Below are 20508 nucleotides of genomic sequence, written 5' to 3' on the forward strand. Positions count from 1 at the left end.
CTTCCCCGGTGCGGCATGCCGCGGGGCCCCCCCCCCCCCCGGGGGGGGGCGCCCCCCCCCCCCCCGGGGGGGGGGGGGGGGGGGGGCCCCCCCCCCCCCGGGGGGGGGGGGGGGGGGCCCCCCCCCCCCCGCACCACCGCTTTCCCAGGGAGGGGCCGTGTCCCAGGAGTTCCCGTACAGCCTGGTCCGGGACTTCGCGGTCCAGGCCGCGCGGTCCCCGGACTCGGTGGCCCTGCGGGACGGCGAGTTCCTGCTCAGCTGCCGCGACCTGGACGCGGCGAGCAGCCGGCTGGCCGCGGAGTTCGGCCACAGCCGGATCCCTCGTGGCAGCACCCTGGGCCTGCGCCTGGACCACGGCTGGCTGATCGTCGTCGGGGCGCTGGGCGCGCGCAAGTACGGTTGCGGCTACCTCGCATTGAACCCGCGCAGCCCGACCGCCGAGCAGCGCGCACTCCTCGCCGATCGGGGCATCCGGCACGTACTGGTGTGCGGGGAGAACGGGTTGGCGGTGGAGCATGTGCGCTATCGAACCTGAACCCATCATCCGACGGGTGCCGCGACGGCCTCCCGTGGCGGCCGCACCCGGCTGCCGGCCGGCCAGAGCCTGGCCGCCGTGACGGCCGCCAGCAGCGCCGGTGCGCCCAGGGCCGCCAGGGCGGCGGGCAGGCCTGCGGTGGCGCCGAGCCAGCCGGCCAAGGGGTAGGTGAGCAGCCAGCAGCTGTGGGAGAGGGAGAACTGGGCGGCGAAGGCGTCGGCCCGGTGCTCGGGGGTGGTTGCGGCGCGTATCAGGCGGCCCGCGGGGGCGTTGACCACGGCGCAGGCAGCCCCCAGGGCGGCCCAAGTCGCCAGCAGGGCCGGCCACTTCCAGGCGCCTGGTGGGCCGCAGGTCACCGCTGCGAGTGGCAGGAAGAGGGCCGTGATCGCGAATCCGCCGCCGAGCAGCACCGTGCGCTCGCGCAGCCGCTCCAGCACCGGGGGCAGCAGCAGCGCCGCCGTCATCGACCCGGCGCCGTAGGCCCCGAGCGCGAACGGCACGTCGGCGGCGCTTCGGTGCAGCTGGTCGCGCACGTAGACCACGGTGTTGACGAAGACCACGGCTCCCCCGCAGGCCACCGCGAGGTTGAGCGCCAGCAGCGCGCGCAGCCGCGGCGCCCGCCAGAACAGCCGCATGCCGTGGGTGGCCCGGGTGAGCACCCCGCCCGGCACCACCGTGCGCGCCGGGGAGGGCAGCGCCACGGAGACCACCAGCGTGGCGGAGGCGAGGAAGCCGAGCGTGGTGCCGAAGAAGAGCTGGTGGTAGCCGACCACGGTGAGCAGCGCGCCGGCCAGCGCCGGGCTGACCAGGCTCTCCAGGTCGTAGGCCAGGCTGGCGAGGGAGAGCGCGCGGGTGTACTGGCGTTCCTCGGGCAGCAGTTCGGGGATCACCGACTGGAAGGCCGGGGTGAAGGAGGCGCTGGCGGCCTGGAGCACGAAGATCAGCAGATAGACCTGCCACACCTGGGTGACGAAGGGCAGCGCGAGGGCCACGGCGGCCCGGATCAGGTCCGCGCCGACCAGCAGGACCCGTCGCGGCAGCCGGTGCGCCTGGGCGCTGATCAGCGGCGCCAGCGCGACGAAGGCGATCATCTTGATCGCCAGCGCGGTGCCCAGCACGGAGCCGGCCCGCGCGCCCGCGAGGTCGTAGGCGAGCAGGCTGAGCGCCACCGTGGCCAGGCCGGTGCCCAGCAGTGCGATGACCTGGGCGGCGAAGAGTCGGCGGTAGGCGCGGTGGCGGAAGAGCGTGAGCATGGCGGACCTCGGCAGGGTCGACGGCATGGCGACAGAGCGGCTTGGCAGCAGCACGAGGATAGCTCAATGCGTGCGCACCTGCGCACATGTCGACGAGGCCCCTGGGGCCGACGCCACAAGGCCTCAGTCGTGCGAGGGCAGACGTCCGATCTCGTGGTCCGCCACGTTCAACGCCTCGTCCACCAACCGGCGCAGATGGCCGTGCTTCAGGGCGTAGACCACCCTGCGGCCGTCCTTCCGCGTGGTCACCAGCCCGGCCAGCCGCAGCTTGCCCAGGTGCTGGCTGACCGAGGTGCGGGTGGCGTTGCTGGCCTCGGTGAGCGTGCTGACATCGGCCTCGCCCTGCCCGAGCCGGTGCAGCAGGGCCAGCCTGGTCCGGTCGGAGAGCAGTGCCAGGATCCCGGCCGCGACGTCCAACTGCTCGTCGCCGACCAGCTGCTGCACATGCTTCGCACCTGAGACCTGCACGCCCTTGCTCATGCCGACCATCCTAGGCCGCGCACTCAGGACAAAAGGACGGACGGACGGACGAGCGCAGAGCCCGGCCGCCATGCCAGGCCCTGCGCTCGATCCTCCTTGACCGGTGCGCTACTCCCCCACGAAGTCGGCGCCGGTCCGTCGTCCAAGAACCTAGGCGACCCGGGTCGGCCGGCCGCCACTCCTGACGCGTTCTTCACGCGCCCGAAGCGGATCTTGACGACTCACTGGCACCCGGCGCCGGTGGCACGCGGCGCCGGGCGGTCTCGGTGGCTACCGGCAGGCCTTGCGGCCGTGGTTCGCCTTCTTCTTGCGCCGGGCATTCTTCTTGCGGGCACGCTTGGACATCGTCTCGGTCTCCTCTTGGTTCTCAGGCGGCCTTCAGCGCCAGTTGGTCGGCGAGCTTGGCCAGTCGGCGCTGCGAGCGCTCCTCGTGCACGGCCACGGCGGTCGGTGCGATGTCGCCGCCGTCGTAGTACTCGCCGTTGACCAGCGCCGCCTCGGGCAGGCAGAGGCGGACCACGGCCGCCGCGCCCTCCGCCGGGGGCGCACCCACCCGGCCGTAGAGCGGGAGCAGCGCGGTGTCGCAGAGCCCCGGGTTGAGGCTGACGCTGGTGATGCCCGAGCCCGCCGGGGCCATCGCTCCGGCGGCCATCGACAGCGCCAGCTGCGACTGGGCGTAGGCGGCCACCCGGGAGTACTTCTTGGTCCGGTTGGGGTCGGTCCAGTTCATCGACGCGGTGCGGTGCAGCGACGAGGAGACGTTGACGATCCGCGCGTCCCCGGCGGCCGCCAGTGGCTCACGCAGCCGCCCGGCCAGCAGGTAGCCGGCCAGGAAGTTCACCTGGAAGGACACCTCGACGCCGTCGGCCGACAGGGTGCAGCGTTCCGGCGCCATCACGGCGGCGTTGTTGACCAGTAGGTGCAGCTGTGGAAAGTCCCGGCGGACCGCCGCGGCCAGCGCCTCGACCTCGGCCAGTGCGGCGAAGTCAGCTGCATAGGACCGAAGTTGAGCACGGTCCACGCCCTGTGCGGCCAGCCGTTCGACGGCGTTCTCGGCCTCCGAGGCGGTGCGGGCATGGACCAGCACGGTGGCCCCCAGCTCGGCCAGCTGCCGGGCCGTCTCCCAGCCGATGCCCGAAGAGGCGCCGGTGACAAGGGCGTTGCGGTGTGCGAGGACTGCGGACATGGTCCTTCCAAGGGTGTGCGGCCACGCCCGGGGTGCCACCGAGCGCGCTTGGAAAGGCGAGCGGAGCGCGGCGGGTGCCGGGGTGAGCAGAAGAGTCGATGAAGGCAGGCCTCTGACGTGACGTCAGAGCACAAAGCCTGGAAGAGAAGCCGGGCAGCCGTCAGTGGGCGGCGCGGCGGAGCACGGACACGCCAGCGGGCGTCCGCGGATGCGGCGGACGGTCGTGGTAGCGGGCCGGGCAGGTCATGGCGGTGATTCAAGTACGCCGGGGATCGGAAGGCAAGCGCGACTCACCCGCCCTGATGAATCCCTTACACAGAAGGTCAGTCCGGGATCGCCAACCGGAATCGCAGCCGGCAGATCACGGCGTCGGTGCAGCCAGATCCTGCGGGACCGTCAGCCGGTGGTGGACGCGCTGCCGGTCCGACGCCGTCGGCCGAAGGGCCCAGGTTTGACGAGCGCGAGGCGAATCGCGGGCCCGGTGTAGGTTTCTGCCCTATGGACGGCTCGCGCGGCAATACCCCGTGGCATCGCTCCACAGCGGTGGAGGTGCTGGTCGCCGTCGGGTATGCGCTGGTGTTCCTCACCCCCGGTGCCGTCGAACCCGCGCTGCGCGCCTGGCTGGTCGCCGGCACGCTGCTGACCGTGGTGGCCCCGCTGCCGTTGCGCTGGCGCTGGCCCAGAACCGTCTTCTGCGTGGTGCTGGTCGGCAACCTGGTGGCCTGCTGCCTGGGCGTCGTCCGGGATCCGCTACTCGCGGCCGCCTTCGCGCTCTACCCGGCGGCGCTCGGCGCCGCGCCCCGGGAGCGGCGGGGCCTGCTGCGTGCCGGGGGCGGGCCCGCCGCCGCGCTGCTGGTGCTCGCGGCGGCCACGGGCGGCGTCGGGGTGGCGGCGTCAGCCGTCCGCACCGCGGTGCTCGGCGCCCTCGCGCTGGCCGGCTCCTGGACGCTGGCCCGGGCAGCCGCCGGGCGGCGGGCGCAGGCGGAGCGCGCGGTGGCGGAGGCGGCCCGGCGGGCGGTCACCGAGGAGCGGCTGCGGCTGGCCCGGGAACTGCACGACGTGGTGTCGGGGACGCTCGCGGTGATCCTGGTCCACGCGTCGGTGGGCCGGCACCTCGCGGACCGGGAGCCGGCACGGCCGGTCGATGCGCTGGGGCTGATCGAGACCGCGAGCAAGGAGGCCATCGCGGAGATGCGCGAGATGCTCGACATACTCCGAACCGACGGCCCGCCCGGGGACGCCGACGAGCCGCTGCGGGCCCGCCTGCTGCGGGTGGTCGACACCGCTCGCGCCGTGGGAGTCGAGACCTCCGCCGAGTTCGCCGGCCTGGACGTGCTGCCGCCCCGGGTGAACCAGGCCGTGTACCGGATCGTGCAGGAGGGGCTGACCAATGTGATCCGGCATGCCGCGCCGACCCGCTGCCGGGTGCGGGTGTCGGTGCGGGCGCAGCGCGCCGAGGTCGAGATCACCGATGCGGGGCCCGCCGGGGCCGCGCCGCTGCCGCCGGGGCTCTCCTTCGGGCGTGGGCTGACCGGTATGCGGGAGCGGGTCACCGCGCTGGACGGCACGCTCACCGCCGAGCCGGTCCGCGGCGGGGGGTTCCGACTGCTGGCGGCCATACCGCTGGGCGCGGGCCTGGCGGACAAGGCGCTGGACGAGGGTGCACCGATCAGCCGGATGGGCGAGGAGGCGGGCCGTTGAGCGGGATCCGGGTGGTCATCGTGGACGACCACGACCTGATCCGGGCGGGGCTGCGGCTGCTGGTCGACTCGGAGCCGGATCTGACCGTGGCCGGCGAGGCGGGCGACGGCCGGGAGGCCGTGGAGGTCGTCGCGCGGGTGCGCCCCGACGTGGTGCTGATGGACATCCAGATGCCGGGAACCGACGGTGTGACGGCCACCCGGCTGCTCTCCGCCGATCCGCGCACGGCGGCGGCGCGGGTGCTGGTCCTCACCACCTACGACACCGACGAGCACGTCTTCGGCGCGCTGGCCGCCGGTGCCGGCGGCTTCGTACTCAAGACCACGCCGCCGCCCGAACTGCTCACCGCGATCCGGACCGTGGCGGCCGGCGAGGCGCTGCTCGCACCCAGCGTCACCCGCCGGCTGATCGCCGAGTACACGGCTGCTCGTCCGGTCCGCCCCGACCTCGCCGCCGCGGCAGCCCGACTGCTGGACGGGCTGACGGCCCGCGAGCGCGAGGTCCTGGAGCTGGTCGCGCGCGGGCTGTCGAACCCGGAGATCGCCGCCCGGCTGCGGGTCGGTCCGGCGACCGTGAAGACGCACATGAGCCGGCTGCTGGCCAAGACCAACAGCCGGGACCGGGCCCAACTGGTGGTCGTCGCTTATGAGTCGGGGCTGATCCGGGCCGGCTTTCGCGAGTGATCCTACGGGTGCGTCCGCCCCTGGGGGGACGGCCGAAGTCCCCTCCCGCTCTGACGACAGCCGGGCGGGGCCGCTGCCACTCTGGCGGGCGTGATCGAGGTCGAGCAACTCAGCAAACGCTACGGCGGCACACTGGCCGTCGACGACGTCAGCTTCCGCGCACCATCCGGCCGGGTGACCGCCCTGCTCGGCCCCAACGGCGCGGGCAAGTCCACCACCCTGCGGATCCTGCTCGGGCTGGCCCGGCCCGACGACGGCCGCGCGCTGATCAACGGCACCGGCTACCGCGAGTTGGACGAACCGCTGAAGCAGGTCGGGGCCCTCCTGGAGGCCGGGGCCGTCCACAAGGGCCGCACCGGCTACCAGCATCTGCGCTGGCTGGCCGAGAGCAACCGGCTACCGGCGGCCCGGGTGCGCACCGTGCTGGAGCAGACCGGTCTCGCGGCGCGCGGGCGCACCCGGATCGCCGGCTACTCCCTGGGCATGACGCAGCGCCTGGGCCTGGCCGCCGCACTGCTCGGCGACCCGGGCGTGCTGGTCCTCGACGAGCCGCTCAACGGCCTGGACGCCGAGGGGATCAGCCGGCTGCGCTCGCTGCTGCGCCAACTCGCCGACGAGGGACGGACGGTGCTGGTGTCCAGTCATCTGATGGCCGAAGTGGCCCGCACCGCCGACCACTTGGTGGTGATCGGCTGCGGCCGGGTGCTGGCCGACCTGCCCACCGCCGAGCTGATCGCCCGGCATGTCGCGCCCGGTGTGCGGGTGAGCTGTACCGAACCGGCGCGGCTGGCCGACCTGCTGCGCAACGCCGGTGCCGTGGCGCAGCAGACTCCGGACGGCACGCTCGCGGTCACCGGGGTCACCGCCGCCGAGGTGGGGGCGCTGGCCGCCCGGCACCAGCTGGTTCTGGACGGGCTGAGCCGAACGGCGGGCTCCCTGGAGGAGGCCTATCTCAACCTGCTGAAGGAGGCGTGATGAGGCTCGCGGTCCTGCGTTCCGAACTCACCAAGCTGCGCACGCAGCGCTCGGCGATGGTCTGCCTGGGGGTACTGCTGCTCCTTGAGGTGGGCCTCGGCGCGGTCGCCGGCTGGTCGGTGCAACGCGCCATCGCCCAGGGCTCCTCGAAGCTCTCCCCCGACTGGGACCCAGAGTCGGCCGGGCTGTCGGTGATCGGCTACAGCCAGTTCGCGCTGATCGTCTTCGGGGTGCTGACGATCAGTCATGAGTACACCTCCGGCATGATCCGGCAGTCGCTGCTCGCCGTGCCCCGGCGGGGTGCCTTCTACGCGGCGAAGCTGCTGGTGAGCGCGGCGGTGTCACTGGCCGTGGCAATCCCGGCGGTCTTCTTCGGCTACCTGGCCACCGAGGCCGGGCTCGGCCGCTACGGGACGACGCTCGACGCTCCCGAACTGCCGCGTGCCCTGGCCGGCGGCGTGCTCTACCTGGTGCTGACCGGCCTGTTCTGCACCGGCGTCGCGGCCGTGCTGCGCAGCCCGGTGGCGGCGCTGGCAGTGCTGGCCCCGCTGTACTTCTTCATCTCCCAGCTGCTGACCGCCATTCACGCCACCGGCCGGTTCGCCGCCTATCTGCCCGACCAGGCGGGGCTGCGGATGTTCGCGGTGGGCGGGGCGCACCACGCCGCCCGGCTCGGTCCGGGCGGCGGGCTGGCGGTGCTGGTGGCGTGGGTCTGCTTGGCGCTCGGCGCCGGGTACCTGAGGCTGCGTCAGCTTGAGCCGTGACGCGGATGCGGTCGCAGGCTGAGCAGCGCCAGCTCGTCGCCGAAGGACACCAGCAGCTCACCTGGTCCGGTGACGGCCAACATCCCTACCCGATAAGGGAATCGCAGGGGTGACCCGACCGGGGTGTGCGCCACGGGATCCCACAGCCGTACCGTACCGTCGTCGCCGCCACTGACGACGTACACCCGGTCCTCCCACTCGATCGTCTCGATCGCGGTGAGCCGGCCACGGCCGTGCCCGCGCAGGCCCATCCCGGTCTCCAGGCCGGTCGCGACATCCCAGATCCGCATCCAGTTGTCGTAGCCGGCCCCGGTGACGGCGACGGTCCGGCCGTTGAGCACGGTCGTCACGATCCGGCTCACCGCGCGCCGGTGGCCGGTGAGCGGAATGCCCAACTGCCGTCGCTCTGCCAGGTCCCAGCGCTGTACGCGATGGTGCGAGTGGCCGGTGAGGACGACGGTCCGCCCGTCCGCCACCGCGGTCGCCACCGCGTGGACGGGCGAGTCGCCGGTCTTCAGCGGTGGCAGCACCGGTATGCCGGAGGCGAGGTCCCGCACGTGCACGGTCCCGTCGTCGCACCCCGCCAGCAGCACCGGCACGCCGTCCAACACGGCCGTGGCAAGGGAGTTGACCTCGGCCGGGAAGTCGGTGAGCGGCCGGGCGGCACTCCGGCGGGTGGTGAGATCGGTGACGCGCACCGTCGCGTCCCGGCCTGCGGTGATCAGCAGGCGGCGGCCGTCGGACTCGACGGTGGTCGCAGCGGCGACCCCGGCGCCGTGACCGGGCAATGCGGCCACCTCCCGCGGCCCTTCCGCCACTCCCCAGAGACCGATCGCGCCGTCATGGCCGCAGCTGACGGCCACCCGACGCTCGTCCAGCACGCTGCTGCCCAGCCACGCCGGGGCGGCCTGCGCGATGGTGGGCGGCGCGCTGTCGAGGCGGATTCCGGTGAGCCACCACACCCGCACCAGGCCGTCGGTGGCGGTGGCGACCACGGCGGGGCGGCCGTCGATCATCGTGAGGGCGACCCGGTCGATGGGCTGCTCATGGCCGGTGAACGGTTCGGCGATCGGCCGGCCGGTGGCGAGGTCCCACACCCGGACCCCGCCGTCCCAGCCGCCGGTGACGACGAGGGTGCGGCCGTCGACGGTGGCGGCGGCCACTGCGCCGACCCGGTCGCCACGGCTGGTCAGCAGGCTGTGGATGAGATGACTTTCCGTCAGATCCCACACCTGCACGGCGCCATCGTCGCCGGCGGTGACCGCGACCGTCCGCCCCGCCGACTCCGCCGTCGCCACGGCCGCCACCCGGGCCCGATGGCCGACCAGCGGCTCGGTCTGACCGTTCGTCAGATCCCTGACCAGCACCTCGCAGTCCCGCTCGCCGGCCGTGATGGCGACCGGCCGGCCGTTCAGCATCACCGTGACCACCGCGACCACCCAGCCGTGGTGGCCGCCCACGAGCTCGGCGACCTGCTCGCCGGTGGCGAGGTCCCACAGCCGAGTGAGCCCGTCCCACCCGCCGGTCACCAGCAACTCACGGCCGTCCAGGGTGACGCTCGCCGCCGTGATCATCCTGCCCTTGGCCACCGTCAGCGGCTCGCCGACCGGTTCGCCGGTGCGCAGGCACCAGGCGCGCAGCCGGTCGCCACTGCGGGCCGGGTCGAAGCGGTACTCGGGATCGTGCTGCTCGTGTCCGGTGAGGACCAGCGGGCGGCCGCCGATGGTCAGCGCCGCCACCACCCGGGCGTCCCGCTCGACCTCGAAGGCGTTCACCGTCTCGGCGGTCAGGGCGTCCCAGACCCGCACCTGGTCGGGCCACTCGTCACCGACGACGACCGGACGGCCGTCGAGTTCGGTCAGCGCCGGCTGCAGTCCGCCGGCGCGCAGCACCTGGATCAGCCGCTGGTCGGCCTGGCGACCGGTGGCCCAGTCGACCGTCCAGCTACCGCCTGGCTGCCCGGTGGACGCCACTTCGTCCAACTCGGCGGCCAGGTCGGGGTAGCCGAACCGGGCCGCCTCCAGGGCCAGCAGCTGTGAGCCGGTGGCGGGGTCGGCGTCGCGCAGCAGGTGGGCGACGGAGCTGCGCAGTCGCTCGATTCGCCCGTCTTTCTGATTGTCCATCATATCCGCCTAGCTGAGCGCCATTTGGACTGGCTCTGCCCCGTCATGGCATCCACCGCCAGCACGCTTCCCTTCATGGTGACCACATGGACCACACCATCGGCGACGACCGGATCGCTCCCCGGGCTGTCCAGCGGCACACGCCAACGCACCGCGCCGCCGGCCGGATCGAGCCGGAGCAGGGTGCGGTTGCCGACGCCGCTGACCACCCAGGCCGAGGACCCGCTGAGCGTGACCGCCGAGCCGCCGTGCGGGCTGGGCAGCTGCCAGCGCTGCCGGCCCTCGACCGCGTCGACCGCGTACACGCCGCCGGCGCTGTCGCCGATGTAGACGGTGTCACCGAGCACCGCCGGGCTCTTGTCGATGGTGCCGGACGCCTGCGCGCCCCAGCGGTGCTCACCGGTGCGCGCGTCGAAGGCGTCCAACCGGCCGGAGCCGGTGCCGATGTAGACCGTGCCGTCCGCCACCGTCGGCGCGCAGGTCGCCATGTACCGCTCGCCGGCGTCGTTGTGCCAGAGCCGCTTGCCGTCGCGCACCCTGAACGCGCTCAACTCGGCCTTGGCGCCCTGCACATAGACCCGCCCGTCGGCGACCGCCGGGCCGGACGCGGAGCCGTCGGGCAGCCGGACCTCCCAACGCGGCTCCCCGGTCTGCGCATCCAGCGCCCGCAGCGAGCTCGCGCCGCGCATCACATCCCGCGGAACGTGCACCACGTACAGCACGCCGTCATCGAGGGCCAGCGGCGCCGACTGGCCGACGCGGCGCTGCCAGCGCTCCCGGCCGTCGTCGGTGCCCACCGCGTGCAGCAGGCCGTCCTCGGTGGTGAAGTACACCACGCCGTCGCCGACCGCCGGGGTCCCGTCGACCTTGGCGCCGGCGGCGAACCGCCAACGCTCCTCGCCCGTCGCCGCGTTGAGCGCGAAGCAGTGGCCGCTCAGGCTGCCCTGGTAGAGGGTGCCGTCGCAGACCGCGGGCGCGGAGCCGAGGCCCGAGGGGAGGCGGACCCGCCAGGGCCGGAATCCGGCTGGCGGGGTGCCCTCGGGGAAGACGCCGGTGTGGGCCGGTCCGCCGCGGTACATGGTGGTGGGGCGGTGCTCGCGAGTCGTTGCGCGTCGACCGGCGGGCGTGCCGGGGCCGGCGTCCTGCGCCTCGCCCCACAGCCGCGGGTCCAACTCCGCCACCAGCCGGACCAGCGAGCGCAGTTCGGGGAGCGGCTGCCGGTCCTCGCGGAACAGGGCCGGCCCGTACGGGCCCACGTAGCAGAGCTGGTCGCCGTCCACCCGCCACTCCAGCCAGGGCCGGTCGTCGGTGAACTCCCGTACGCCGCGGGTCAGTAGGCGCTCGGCCAGGTTGAGATCGGTGGTCTCCACGACGTGTACGGCGTCGTACGCGGCGTCACCCGTTTCGTACAGGCGGTGCCCACGCCGCAGGGCAGCCTGCTTGAGCAGCGGAACCATGGTGTCCACGGCGAGCGAGTGCCGGGACACCACGACCAGGGGCAGCCGGTCGGGCAGTTCCGCCAGGTGCACGGTGCGCAGGGTGTGCGGCGCCAGCCGGAAGTCCCATGGCGACTTTGGCTGCGGGGTGACGGCGTCGAAGACGGTGACCCGGTGGCCGTCCAGGGTGCCCGTCACCACGAATCTGGCCCTCGACCCGTCGTTGGACTCGACGATCGCCTGCCGCCAGCGCCGCAGCAACTCGGGCCGCTCGTCGACGTACTCCCAGCCCTGCTCGGCGGCCAGTCGCCGCCGCGCCCGCGCCCGCTGCCGCAGATCGGCCCACCCGCGCCCCCACGGCCCGAACCGCCACCATGCCGCCCCCATCACGAGCACCCCAACGGCGCTCGCCAACCAGACTCCCCAACCACCCAAGGCCCACCTCCTGTTCGGAATTCGGACCCTACCCGGCGCGACGATCACCATCCCGAGCCGGACTGTAACAATCTCCCGCGCGAACGCCGCGGCGACCATCATCGGCGGCCCGAAACCCCGTTGACCCGTGCACCGCAGCCGCGCAGGATGGCGGACGTGATCCAACCACCGTGCCTCCGCGTCCCCCAGACACCCGAACACCGTGAGGATCACCATGCCGGACAGCACCTACACCCTGCGCGAGTACACCCCCGCTGACGAGCCGTCCTGGCTCCGCTGCCGGGTGCTCTCCTTCCTCGCCACGCCCTACTTCGACGACGTCGTCACCAGCAAGCCCCGCATCGACCGCCCGGGGTTCGAGCTGCTGATGGCCGATGCCGGCGGCGAGGTCGCCGGCATCATCGATGTGGCGGTGGAGGACGGGCTCGCCACCATCGACACCATCGCCGTGCACCCGGACCACCAGCGCCGGGGCATCGGGCGGGCGCTGTTCGACGAGGCGCTGCGGCGCGTCCGAGCGTCGGGCGTGCCGGTACTGGATGCCTGGACCAGGGACCGGCCGGAGACCCTGGCCTGGTACCGGGCCATGGGGTTCGCCGAGAGCAGCCACTACCTGCACGTCTACGCCAACCGCTACACCGACGGCGGCGAGCCGGCCCGCGCGGTTCCCGAGCCGCGCGCGGACCTGCGCCCGGTGATGCTGTTCATGCACGCCGCCTTGCAGGACGAGGAGTTGATGCGGCGCCAGTTCTCCCGGGTGCACGTCTGCCGCCGCTTCAGCTTGGCCGTTGGCGCCCCTGCCGCCGACTGGCTCGGAATCCATCCGCGATGAGCGATCGCTGAACGGCGCTCTGACGAACCGTCGACGCGCTGTCGATCGGCCGCTCCTACGGTGCTCGTACCCGCCGCCGGAGTGGCCGGCGGCTGTTGCGAGAGAGGTTCCACCATGCGCGTTTCGCGCAGGATCGGCGGGCTGGCCGGTGCGCTCTGCGCCGTGCTGCTCGCCGGCACGCAGGCCGCGACCGCGGCCACGCCGTCGACCGCGGTTGCGCCGGTCCCCGCCAAGAGCGGGGGCAACGCCGCCGCGGTGCCGGCCAAGGTGCGGATCGACCGGCTCGACCCGATCGCGGGCAAGGTGCCGCAGCGCGGCAGCCGGGCGGCCGCACCGCAGGCCGCCAACGCCGGGGCGCCGCTGACCTTCAACGGCGGCGCACAGGGTGTCTCCACCAACCCCAAGGTCTACCTGGTCTTCTGGGGCTCGCAGTGGAACAGCGACACCCACAACGTTCCGGACTACCTGACCCGAATGTTCCAGGGCCTCGGCACCGCCAACGACACCTGGTCCGCCGTCATGACGCAGTACTGCAACGGTGTCGCCAGTGGCAGCACCAGCTGCCCAGCCAGTGCCGCACACATCACCGAGAGCGGCCCGGTCTACGCGGGCGTCTGGATGGACAACGGCTCGGCGGCACCGGCCAACGCCTCCGACGGCGACCTGGCCAACGAGGCCGGCCGCGCGGCTGCCTACTTCGGCAACACCAACGCGGGCTCCAACGCCAACTCCCAGTACGTGGTGGTCAGCCCCTCGGGTACCCACCCTGGCGGGTTCCCGACCAGCGGGGGCTTCTGCGCCTGGCACAGCGATGCCAACACCCAGTACGGCAACATCGCCTACACCAACCTGCCCTACCAGCCGGACGGCAGCTGCGGCACCGGCGCGGTCAACGGAGCCAACGGCTACCTGGACGGCTTCGGCATCGTCGAGGGTCACGAGTACGCCGAGACCGTGACCGACTTCGCGGTCGGCTCCGGCTGGACCGCCACCGACGGCGAGATCGGCGACAAGTGCGCCTGGCAGGGTCTGGGCAACATCTCGCTGCCCAGCGGCACCTTCGCCGCCCAGCCACTCTGGTCCAACCGGGCCGGCGGCTGCATGCTCGGCGAGCCGGTACCGGGCCCCGGCCTGCCGACCAGCAATGTGCTGCTGACCAACCCGGCCACCGGCTGGGTCGCCGACATGGACAACGCCAACCCCGCCGACGGCACCAAGGTCAAGGCCTACAGCCCCAACCCGGGCTACCCGCAGGCGCAGCACTGGAACCTCATCCAGCAGCCGGACGGCAGCTACTGGTTCCAGCCGCTGCTCTCCTCGACCAGCTCACTGGACGCCAACACAAACCGTTCCACGGTGGTCGACGGCACCAGCTACTTCGCCCAGCTCTGGACCTACGGCAACAGCCCCGAGCAGCACTGGCGGGTCACCCCGAACGGCGACGGCACCTACCGGATCATCGCCAATGACAACGGCTGCCTGACCGCGAACGCCCTCGGCTCGGTGCTCGGCGACTGGGCATGCACGGGCGACAGCCACCAGAACTGGACCCTGACGCAGTAGCAACTGCCGTACTACGTGAGCTGGGTGGCTCATCACCGCGCCACCCGGCTTCGGCACGTGGCGAGGTCACCAGCCCGGTGCCCGCCGGATCCGCTGACAGGTTCCCGCCATGTCGTATTCCGGTAGCCCGCCCTCCCTTCTCCCAGCGTCCTCCCAGACTTCAGGCTGGTCGGCACCAACGGCACCCCGGGCCACCCCACAACAGGCCTCGGGTGTCGTCAGTCCCCCACGACATCCAGGGAGTTCGACGATGTCCCACGCTCGTCTGCGGGCCGCCGCCGCTGCGGCCGCCCTCGCCCTCGCGGCCTCTGTCGCCGCCACCACCCCCGCGCTCGCCACGTCCACCGCCCACCCGGCGTTCGGGCAGCACACCACCGGGTTCGCCGGCGGCAGCAACTGGGGCGGCTATGTCGCCACCGGCAGCAACTTCCAGTCCATCTCCGGCTCCTGGACCATGCCGCAGGTGACCTGCAACACCAGCAACGACCTGTTCGCGCCCTGGGTCGGCATCGACGGCTACGGCTCGCAGACCGTGGAGCAGACCGGCGTGCAGGTCGACTGCTCCAGCGGCTCGCCGGCCCTCTCCGCCTGGTACGAGATGTACCCCGCGGCGCCGGTCTACTTCAACGACCAGGTCAACTCGGGTGACAGCTTAACCGGTTCGGTGACAACCGACGGCTCCGGCACGTACACCATCTCGCTGACCGACAACACCCTGGGCTGGACCGAGAGCACCCAGCAGCAGCTGAACGGCCAGGACGTCAGCGCCGAGGCCGTCATCGAGTCGCCGACCCAGAGCTACCCGTCCTTCAATCAGCTGGACTTCTCCAACGTCACGGTCAACGGGCAGTCCTTCGACGCCGTCGGCCCGCAGGCCATCGACAGCGGCCAGTACACCGAGACCGCGCTGCAGGGCGGTTCGTTCTCCATCGTGCCGTCGGGTGCCGCGCCGGCCCGCCACCACCACGCCACGGCGCCGCTGACGGCGACCCCGCGTTACTGACGCACCGTCACAAACGCCGGGCTGCCTCCCGCGTGAGGCGGCCCGGCGCGCACCTACAGCCCGTACCGGCGGATGGCCTCCTGCTCCTGGGCGAGCCGGCGCAGGCAGCGCAGCACCGGCTCGAACAGCACCGCGGCGGCGACCGCGGCCTCCACCTGCGCCACTTCGCCGTCCTGCTGCTCCATCCGGTCCAGGTCGTGCGTCGCGGTCTGCTCCATCAGCCGGGCGTAGGGCGCCAGTTCGGCCGCGTCCACGGGGTAGCCGAGCCGCCCGAGCGAGGCCACTGCGTCAACCAACTCCCGGTAGACTGGCGAGAGTTGACCGATCTTGGCGGCGTGATCCCAGCCCACCTCGGCGAGCATCCGGTCGACCTCGGCCGTGGCGCCGCGCACCTGGGGATCGGCCGGATCCGGGTCCTCGGCCCTCGGCAGCGCCCAGAGCGCGGCGCCGAGCCGGATGCTGCGGCCCAGCGAGTCGTCGTCGACCTGCCGCAGCACCTCGCGCACCGTGACCACCGGGATCCGCCCGACCTGGATCATCGCGCGCACCAGCCGCAACCGGCGCAGGTGCGACTCGTCGTACTCGGCCTGGGTGGCGTTGACCCGCCGGCCGGGCGCCAACAGCCCTTCGCGCAGGTAGTACTTGATGGTCGGGATGGAGACCTGACTCGCCTCGCTCAGCTCGGCCAAGCGCATCCTCTTGTGCCCCTCATTGGTTAGTGCCACTATCCCATCATGGACGGGCGCGGCGCTCCAGTCACGGTGCTACGCGCCGACACCACGGGCCATGGGGGCAGCCGATGTTCGCCAAACCGACGATGTTCGCCAAACCGCATGGCGGACGCACCACCGCAGCGGCCGAAGGCGACCTCGTCGTCTTCCTGATCGGCATGCGGATCAACCACTTCTGGGCACCGCACCACTGGCTACCGGTGCTGACGGCGATGCCCCGGATGCTGCGCGAGCTCCGCGCCGACGAGCAGAGCGGCCTGCTGGGCTACCAGTTGCTGACCGGCTCCCCGCGCACCTACTACGTGGTGCAGTACTGGCGGTCCAAGGAGCAGCTGCTGAAGTACGCCATCGACCCCGCGCGCCTGCACCGCAAGGCCTGGGCGATGGGCAACCGGATGGAGCGCAAGTCCGGTCGGCATGTGGGAATCTGGCACGAGACCTACCTCGTGCCGGCGGGCAACTACGAGTCCATCTACGGCGACATGCCGCCCTACGGCCTGGCCGCCGCGACCGGCGTGCTCCCGATCGCCCGCCGCGGCGCCACCGCGCAGGAACGCCTCGACTGGGAGCGGACGACATGAGAGGGCCCGCGTGAAAAAGCCCGCGTGAAAAAGCCTGTGTGAAAGAGCCCGCATGAAAAGGCCCGTGTGAAAGAGCCCGCGTGAAAAGGCCTGCACGGAAAGCCCCCGCGAAAGAGCCCGCCGCCCGGCCGAGTTCGGCCGGGCGGCAGGCCGCGTCGTTGCTCAGCCCGCGATGCTCGCCAGCACCTCCGCGCCCAGGCCCAGGGCCGTGGTCATCCCCACGCCCGAGGTGACCGAGACGACGTGCACGCCCTTGACCGGCTCGGCGATCAGGAACGGCTCGGTGCTGGAGGCATAGACGCCGCGCCAGCGCTCCAGGACGTCGAGGCGGTCGACGCCGAGCAGGCCGGCGGTCGCGCCGAGCACGGCGGCGTCCAGGCGCTCCTCGTCGAAGAACTCGGGTGTGGTGTCGTAGGCGTGGGTGTCGCCGATGGTGAGGGTGCCGTCGGGGCGCTGGGTGAACATCAGGTTGAGGCCGATGCCGACCAGCTCCGGCTGCTCGCGGGTGAGCCGCTCGCGCACCGCCGCCAGGCTGGGGCAGGCGCCGAAGCCGTCGTAGCGCAGCAGCGAGAAGCCGGTCTGCACGGCCGGTTCGATGACGCGGTCGCCGAACGGGTTGGCGACCCGCAGCATCCGCAGCACGCAGCGCTTGATCCGGGCCCGGTCGGCCAGCTCGGGGAAGTGCCGGTCGACGTCGTGCCCGGTGGCCATGATCACGGTGTCGGCGTGCACCTCGCCCCGGCTGGTGCGCACGGTGCCGGTGTCCACGCCGTGCGCGGCGGTGGCCCAGTGGAAGCGCACGCCCCGCCCGGCGAGGTAGCGGGCGATGGCGCCGACGGCGTCGCGCTGGTCGACCCGCAGGTCATCGGGGAAGAGCGCGCCGCCGAGCACCCCGGGGCCGGTCGGCACGTACTCGGCCAGCTCGGCGGGGGTGAGCAGCCGGACCTGGTCGGTGCCGCGCAGCTCGGCGAACTCGGTGAGCACGGCGAGCTCGTCGGCAGCCCGGGCGACCATCGCGGTGCCGGTGCGCCGGGCCCAGAAGCCGGCCTCCTCGGCCAGCCGCAGCCAGCGTGACCGGGCCGCCAGGCCGTAGCGGAGCCCGTCGCTGTCCAGCCCGGTCGCGCAGGCGTGCCCGAAGTTGCGCACCGAGGCGCCGACGGCCCGGTCGTTGCGCTCCACCACGGCGACCGTCAGGCCGCGCTCCACCGCCTCGAAGGCATGCGCCAGGCCGACGATACCGGCGCCGACGATCACCACATCGGCCGAGTCCAGCGTGCTGCTCACGTTGCTCCCATCCCTGAGTTGTATGGACAACTTACTCCACGGGGAAACATAAGAGCAGTCCCCGGACCGCCCGACGCACGGGCGGTGAACGTCGAGTGAACTCAGCCGGACGTCGCGGTACCGGGCTCATCCGCCGCCCCGGGTCTTGACGGGGCAAGTTAGGAAACCTAACTTATGGTCCACCCCGCGACACCCCCACCTGCCCCTCCACCCCACGGAGTTGCCCGTGTCCGGCACCCTCAGCAGACGGATCGGCCTGTTCCAGGCGACCGCGATCAACATGAGCCAGATGTGCGGCATCGGGCCGTTCGTCACCATTCCGCTGATGGTCGCCGCGTTCGGCGGCCCGCAGGCGATCATCGGCTGGATCGCCGGCGCGGTGCTGGCCCTGGTGGACGGGCTGGTCTGGGCCGAGCTCGGCGCCTCGCTCCCGGGAGCCGGCGGCTCCTACGTCTACCTCCGCGAGGCCTTCCAGTACCGCAGCGGGCGGTTGATGCCGTTCCTGTTCGTCTGGACCGCGATGCTCTTCATCCCGCTGATCATGTCCACCGGTGTGGTCGGCTTCGTGCAGTACCTCGGCTTCCTGTGGCCGGAGATGACGAAGACCCAGGGCGATCTGGTGGGCCTGGCCACGGTAGTGGCGGTGGTCCTGCTGCTGTGGCGCAAGGTGGACCGGATCGCCAAACTGGCCACCGCGATGTGGGGTGTGATGATCGTCGCCGTGGCCGCCGTGCTGACCGCCTCCTACAGCCGCTTCTCCGCCACTCGGGCCTTCACCTGGCCGGCGCACGCAGTCGAGTTGACGCACGGTCAGTTCTGGCTGGGCTTCGCAGCCGGCCTCACCATCGGCATCTACGACTACCTCGGCTACAACACCACCGCCTACCTGGGCGCCGAGGTCAAGCAGCCCGGCAAGGTGCTGCCGCGCTCCATCGGCTACTCGATCCTCGGCATCATGGTGATCTACCTGCTGCTGCAGATCGGCGTACTGGGCGCGATCAACTGGCAGGACATGCTGGACAAGAACTCGGTGGCCTCCCAGTCGGTCGCCTCCGCCGTGCTGAAACTGGCCTGGGGCACCAGGGTTGCCGACGTGGTCACCGTGCTGATCCTGGTCACCGCGTTCGCCTCGGTGCTGACCGGGCTGCTGGGCGGCTCGCGGGTGCCGTATGACGCGGCCCGGGACCGGGTGTTCTTCCGCTCCTACGCCAAGTTGCACGCCAGGCACGAGTTTCCGGTGCTCGGCCTGCTCACCATGGGCGCGGTCACCGCGGTCGGCTTCCTGATCGGGCGGCACACCGACCTCAACACCCTGATCAACCTGCTCACCACCGTGATGGTGATCGTCCAGGCCTTCGCCCAGATCCTGGCCGTCACCGTGCTGCGCCGGCGCCAGCCCGACCTGCCGCGGCCGTACCGGATGTGGCTCTATCCGGTGCCGGGCATCGTGGCCGCCATCGGCTGGCTGGTCGTCTACGGCTATGCCGACCGGAACGCGCCGGGCTACCACCCGATCGAATGGTCGCTGGCCTGGGTGGCGGCCGGGGTGCTGGCCTTCCTGATCTGGTCCAAGGTGGAGCGGGTCTGGCCGTTCGGCCCGCAGGAGATCCGCGAGGAGTATCTGGAAGCTGACGTCCAGTCAGCTCGGGTTTGAGGTCAGGGTTTCGAAGACCTCGGGCCGGGCGGTGCCGAGCGCCGTCGCCAACGCGCCGCGCAGCACCGCCTCGTCCCCCAGCAGGCTCCCGGCCATCCGGGGCCGCAGCGGGCTGAGGCGGTGCAGGGCCTGCTCCACCGGGGCGAGCAGCAGGTCTGCGCCGTTGCCGAGGCCGCCGCCCAGCACCACCAGGTCAGGGTCCAGCACGGCCGCCACCACCGCCACCGAGAAGGCCAGTTGCTCGGACTCGCGGAGCACCGCCGCCATCGCCCGCGCGTCACCGGCCCGGGCCGCCGCGAAGACCCGCTTGGCGGTCAGCGGCCCGGTCATCCCCGCCGCCCTGGCCTCGCGCACCACCGACTCGGCGGCCGCCGCCTGCTCCAGGTTGACGCCGCTCCCCGGCAGCGGCAGGAACCCGATCTCCCCGGCGGCACCGTGCGCGCCCTGCTGGATCTCGCCGTTGACCACCACGCCCATGCCGAGCCCGGAGCCGATCAGCAGGTAGACGAAGACCCGGCTGCCGGTTCCGGCCCCGCCGGCGTACTCGCCGAGGGCGGCCAGGTTGGCGTCGTTGTGCACGCTGATCCGGGTGCCGAGGCCCGCCTCGATCCGCTCGAACAGCCCGCGCCGCCCCCAGCCGGGCAGCTTGGTGGCGTAGTGCACCCGCTGCTGCGACTCGTCCCAGACACCGGGCGAGCCGACCGCCGCGTGCACCACCTCGCCGGGTGCCAGGCCCGCCTCGGCGATCGCCTCCTGGGCGGCGGCCACCACGGCGTCGGCCACCGCGTTGGCGCTGCGGCCCCGGTTGGGCACGTCCCGCCGGGCCGTGATCCGCCCCGACAGGTCCGCGACCGCCACCCGCAGCCGGGCCCGCCCGATGTCCACCCCGAGCACGTGCCCGGCGGCCGGGTCCGGCTCGTAGAGCACCGCCACCCGCCCGCGCTCCGGCGTCAGCCGCCCGGCCTCCCGCACCAGCCCGACCTGCTCCAGCACGGCCAGCGCGGCCGACACGGTCGGCTTGGAGAGTCCGGTGTCGCGGGCGAGCTGGGCCCGCGACACCGGCCCGGCGGTGCGCAGCCGCTCCAGCAGCAGCCACTCGTTGTTGCTGCGCAACCGCTGCCGGTTCCACGGCTGGCTCTGCCCCGGGCCGCCCTCCGGACCGGGCAGCGTCACCGGGCGGGCGTCCATCCACAAACCTCCGGGCCGTCAACGTCGCTGGGGTGCGACGGCCCACTCTATGCAGCCGGGCGGCGGAAGGTGAGACCGCAATCGGCTACCAGACAGTAACC

18 protein-coding genes are annotated in these 20508 nt (G+C 72.6%); 10 read left to right on the plus strand and 8 right to left on the minus strand.

Annotation, left to right across the window (positions count from 1 at the left end; translation table 11 throughout):
• Positions 1-157: 157 nt before the first annotated feature.
• Positions 158-535 carry an AMP-binding protein gene (locus P3T35_RS20730; RefSeq protein ID WP_101378938.1) on the plus strand — a complete coding sequence of 126 codons (378 nt, stop codon included), beginning with the start codon at positions 158-160 and terminating at the stop codon, positions 533-535.
• A 5-nt stretch (positions 536-540) separates the two neighbouring features.
• Here the strand turns inward: P3T35_RS20730 and P3T35_RS20735 are convergent, their stop codons facing one another.
• From P3T35_RS20735 to P3T35_RS20745, 3 genes are all read right to left on the minus strand, one after another.
• The gene (locus P3T35_RS20735) at positions 541-1788 is read right to left on the minus strand and encodes an MFS transporter (protein ID WP_101384817.1); all 1248 of its coding nucleotides are present in this window, start codon (positions 1786-1788) and stop codon (positions 541-543) included.
• A 123-nt stretch (positions 1789-1911) separates the two neighbouring features.
• Positions 1912-2268, minus strand: a complete 357-nt coding sequence (locus P3T35_RS20740; protein ID WP_101378939.1) for a metalloregulator ArsR/SmtB family transcription factor — start codon at positions 2266-2268, stop codon at positions 1912-1914.
• 367 nt (positions 2269-2635) lie between these two features.
• Positions 2636-3454 (minus strand): SDR family NAD(P)-dependent oxidoreductase, encoded by an 819-nt coding sequence (locus P3T35_RS20745; protein ID WP_101378940.1) that lies wholly within the window; start codon positions 3452-3454, stop codon positions 2636-2638.
• Between the two features lie 498 nt (positions 3455-3952).
• Here P3T35_RS20745 and P3T35_RS20750 point away from each other — a divergent pair, with 498 nt between their 5' ends.
• The 4 genes from P3T35_RS20750 (at position 3953) to P3T35_RS20765 (ending at position 7577) form a co-directional block, all read left to right on the plus strand.
• A complete protein-coding gene (locus P3T35_RS20750; protein ID WP_101378941.1) occupies positions 3953-5155 on the plus strand; it encodes a sensor histidine kinase in 1203 nt (400 codons plus the stop codon).
• Positions 5152-5838 carry a response regulator transcription factor gene (locus tag P3T35_RS20755; RefSeq protein ID WP_101378942.1) on the plus strand — a complete coding sequence of 229 codons (687 nt, stop codon included), beginning with the start codon at positions 5152-5154 and terminating at the stop codon, positions 5836-5838. Before P3T35_RS20750 ends, P3T35_RS20755 begins: the two co-directional genes overlap by 4 nt.
• Before the next feature lie 90 nt (positions 5839-5928).
• Positions 5929-6813 (plus strand): ATP-binding cassette domain-containing protein, encoded by an 885-nt coding sequence (locus P3T35_RS20760; protein WP_101378943.1) that lies wholly within the window; start codon positions 5929-5931, stop codon positions 6811-6813.
• A complete protein-coding gene (locus tag P3T35_RS20765) occupies positions 6813-7577 on the plus strand; it encodes an ABC transporter permease (RefSeq protein ID WP_101378944.1) in 765 nt (254 codons plus the stop codon). Before P3T35_RS20760 ends, P3T35_RS20765 begins: the two co-directional genes overlap by 1 nt.
• Here the strand turns inward: P3T35_RS20765 and P3T35_RS20770 are convergent.
• Both P3T35_RS20770 and P3T35_RS20775 read right to left on the minus strand, forming a co-directional pair.
• Positions 7562-9700, minus strand: coding sequence for a WD40 repeat domain-containing protein (locus P3T35_RS20770; protein WP_101378945.1), 2139 nt, complete (start codon positions 9698-9700; stop codon positions 7562-7564). The genes P3T35_RS20765 and P3T35_RS20770 overlap by 16 nt on opposite strands.
• On the minus strand, positions 9700-11550 hold the full coding sequence (locus P3T35_RS20775) for a PQQ-binding-like beta-propeller repeat protein (protein WP_143676732.1): 1851 nt from the start codon (positions 11548-11550) through the stop codon (positions 9700-9702). The genes P3T35_RS20770 and P3T35_RS20775 overlap by 1 nt, the downstream gene beginning before the upstream one ends.
• Before the next feature lie 235 nt (positions 11551-11785).
• On the opposite strand from P3T35_RS20775, the gene P3T35_RS20780 reads away from it, so the two are divergent.
• The 3 genes from P3T35_RS20780 to P3T35_RS20790 all read left to right on the plus strand — a co-directional run bounded on the left by P3T35_RS20780 (position 11786) and on the right by P3T35_RS20790 (position 14969).
• The gene (locus tag P3T35_RS20780; protein ID WP_101378947.1) at positions 11786-12403 is read left to right on the plus strand and encodes a GNAT family N-acetyltransferase; all 618 of its coding nucleotides are present in this window, start codon (positions 11786-11788) and stop codon (positions 12401-12403) included.
• A gap of 114 nt (positions 12404-12517) precedes the next feature.
• A complete protein-coding gene (locus P3T35_RS20785; RefSeq protein WP_101378948.1) occupies positions 12518-13966 on the plus strand; it encodes an RICIN domain-containing protein in 1449 nt (482 codons plus the stop codon).
• Between the two features lie 250 nt (positions 13967-14216).
• Positions 14217-14969 carry a G1 family glutamic endopeptidase gene (locus P3T35_RS20790; protein ID WP_101378949.1) on the plus strand — a complete coding sequence of 251 codons (753 nt, stop codon included), beginning with the start codon at positions 14217-14219 and terminating at the stop codon, positions 14967-14969.
• Between the two features lie 53 nt (positions 14970-15022).
• Here the strand turns inward: P3T35_RS20790 and P3T35_RS20795 are convergent, their stop codons facing one another.
• Positions 15023-15664: a MerR family transcriptional regulator gene (locus P3T35_RS20795; RefSeq protein ID WP_101378950.1), complete on the minus strand. Its 642-nt coding sequence runs from the start codon at positions 15662-15664 to the stop codon at positions 15023-15025.
• A gap of 122 nt (positions 15665-15786) precedes the next feature.
• Here P3T35_RS20795 and P3T35_RS20800 point away from each other — a divergent pair, with 122 nt between their 5' ends.
• A complete protein-coding gene (locus P3T35_RS20800) occupies positions 15787-16281 on the plus strand; it encodes a DUF4188 domain-containing protein (RefSeq protein ID WP_101384818.1) in 495 nt (164 codons plus the stop codon).
• Positions 16282-16443: 162 nt separating this feature from the next.
• Here P3T35_RS20800 and P3T35_RS20805 read toward each other — a convergent pair whose 3' ends face one another.
• On the minus strand, positions 16444-17565 hold the full coding sequence (locus tag P3T35_RS20805) for a TIGR03364 family FAD-dependent oxidoreductase (protein ID WP_101378951.1): 1122 nt from the start codon (positions 17563-17565) through the stop codon (positions 16444-16446).
• Between the two features lie 226 nt (positions 17566-17791).
• Between P3T35_RS20805 and P3T35_RS20810 the strand changes: the two genes are divergently transcribed.
• Complete coding sequence (locus P3T35_RS20810; protein WP_280707228.1) at positions 17792-19219, plus strand: APC family permease; 1428 nt, start codon at positions 17792-17794, stop codon at positions 19217-19219.
• On the opposite strand, the gene P3T35_RS20815 is transcribed toward P3T35_RS20810, so the two are convergent.
• Positions 19205-20407: an ROK family transcriptional regulator gene (locus P3T35_RS20815; RefSeq protein WP_101378952.1), complete on the minus strand. Its 1203-nt coding sequence runs from the start codon at positions 20405-20407 to the stop codon at positions 19205-19207. The genes P3T35_RS20810 and P3T35_RS20815 overlap by 15 nt on opposite strands.
• Positions 20408-20508: the final 101 nt, after the last annotated feature.

This window comes from Kitasatospora sp. GP30 (assembly GCF_029892145.1).
Lineage (GTDB): Bacteria > Actinomycetota > Actinomycetes > Streptomycetales > Streptomycetaceae > Kitasatospora > Kitasatospora acidiphila.

What these genes read in the sequence shown, in the direction of transcription:
- P3T35_RS20740 (WP_101378939.1), bottom strand. Translation starts at nt 2,268, where the DNA reads ATGAGCAAGGGCGTGCAGGTCTCAGGTGCGAAGCATGTGCAGCAGCTG.
- P3T35_RS20790 (WP_101378949.1), top strand. Translation starts at nt 14,217, where the DNA reads ATGTCCCACGCTCGTCTGCGGGCCGCCGCCGCTGCGGCCGCCCTCGCC.
- P3T35_RS20780 (WP_101378947.1), top strand. Translation starts at nt 11,786, where the DNA reads ATGCCGGACAGCACCTACACCCTGCGCGAGTACACCCCCGCTGACGAG.
- P3T35_RS20770 (WP_101378945.1), bottom strand. Translation starts at nt 9,700, where the DNA reads ATGGACAATCAGAAAGACGGGCGAATCGAGCGACTGCGCAGCTCCGTC.
- P3T35_RS20765 (WP_101378944.1), top strand. Translation starts at nt 6,813, where the DNA reads ATGAGGCTCGCGGTCCTGCGTTCCGAACTCACCAAGCTGCGCACGCAG.
- P3T35_RS20750 (WP_101378941.1), top strand. Translation starts at nt 3,953, where the DNA reads ATGGACGGCTCGCGCGGCAATACCCCGTGGCATCGCTCCACAGCGGTG.
- P3T35_RS20745 (WP_101378940.1), bottom strand. Translation starts at nt 3,454, where the DNA reads ATGTCCGCAGTCCTCGCACACCGCAACGCCCTTGTCACCGGCGCCTCT.
- P3T35_RS20785 (WP_101378948.1), top strand. Translation starts at nt 12,518, where the DNA reads ATGCGCGTTTCGCGCAGGATCGGCGGGCTGGCCGGTGCGCTCTGCGCC.
- P3T35_RS20795 (WP_101378950.1), bottom strand. Translation starts at nt 15,664, where the DNA reads ATGCGCTTGGCCGAGCTGAGCGAGGCGAGTCAGGTCTCCATCCCGACC.
- P3T35_RS20815 (WP_101378952.1), bottom strand. Translation starts at nt 20,407, where the DNA reads ATGGACGCCCGCCCGGTGACGCTGCCCGGTCCGGAGGGCGGCCCGGGG.
- P3T35_RS20800 (WP_101384818.1), top strand. Translation starts at nt 15,787, where the DNA reads ATGTTCGCCAAACCGCATGGCGGACGCACCACCGCAGCGGCCGAAGGC.
- P3T35_RS20735 (WP_101384817.1), bottom strand. Translation starts at nt 1,788, where the DNA reads ATGCTCACGCTCTTCCGCCACCGCGCCTACCGCCGACTCTTCGCCGCC.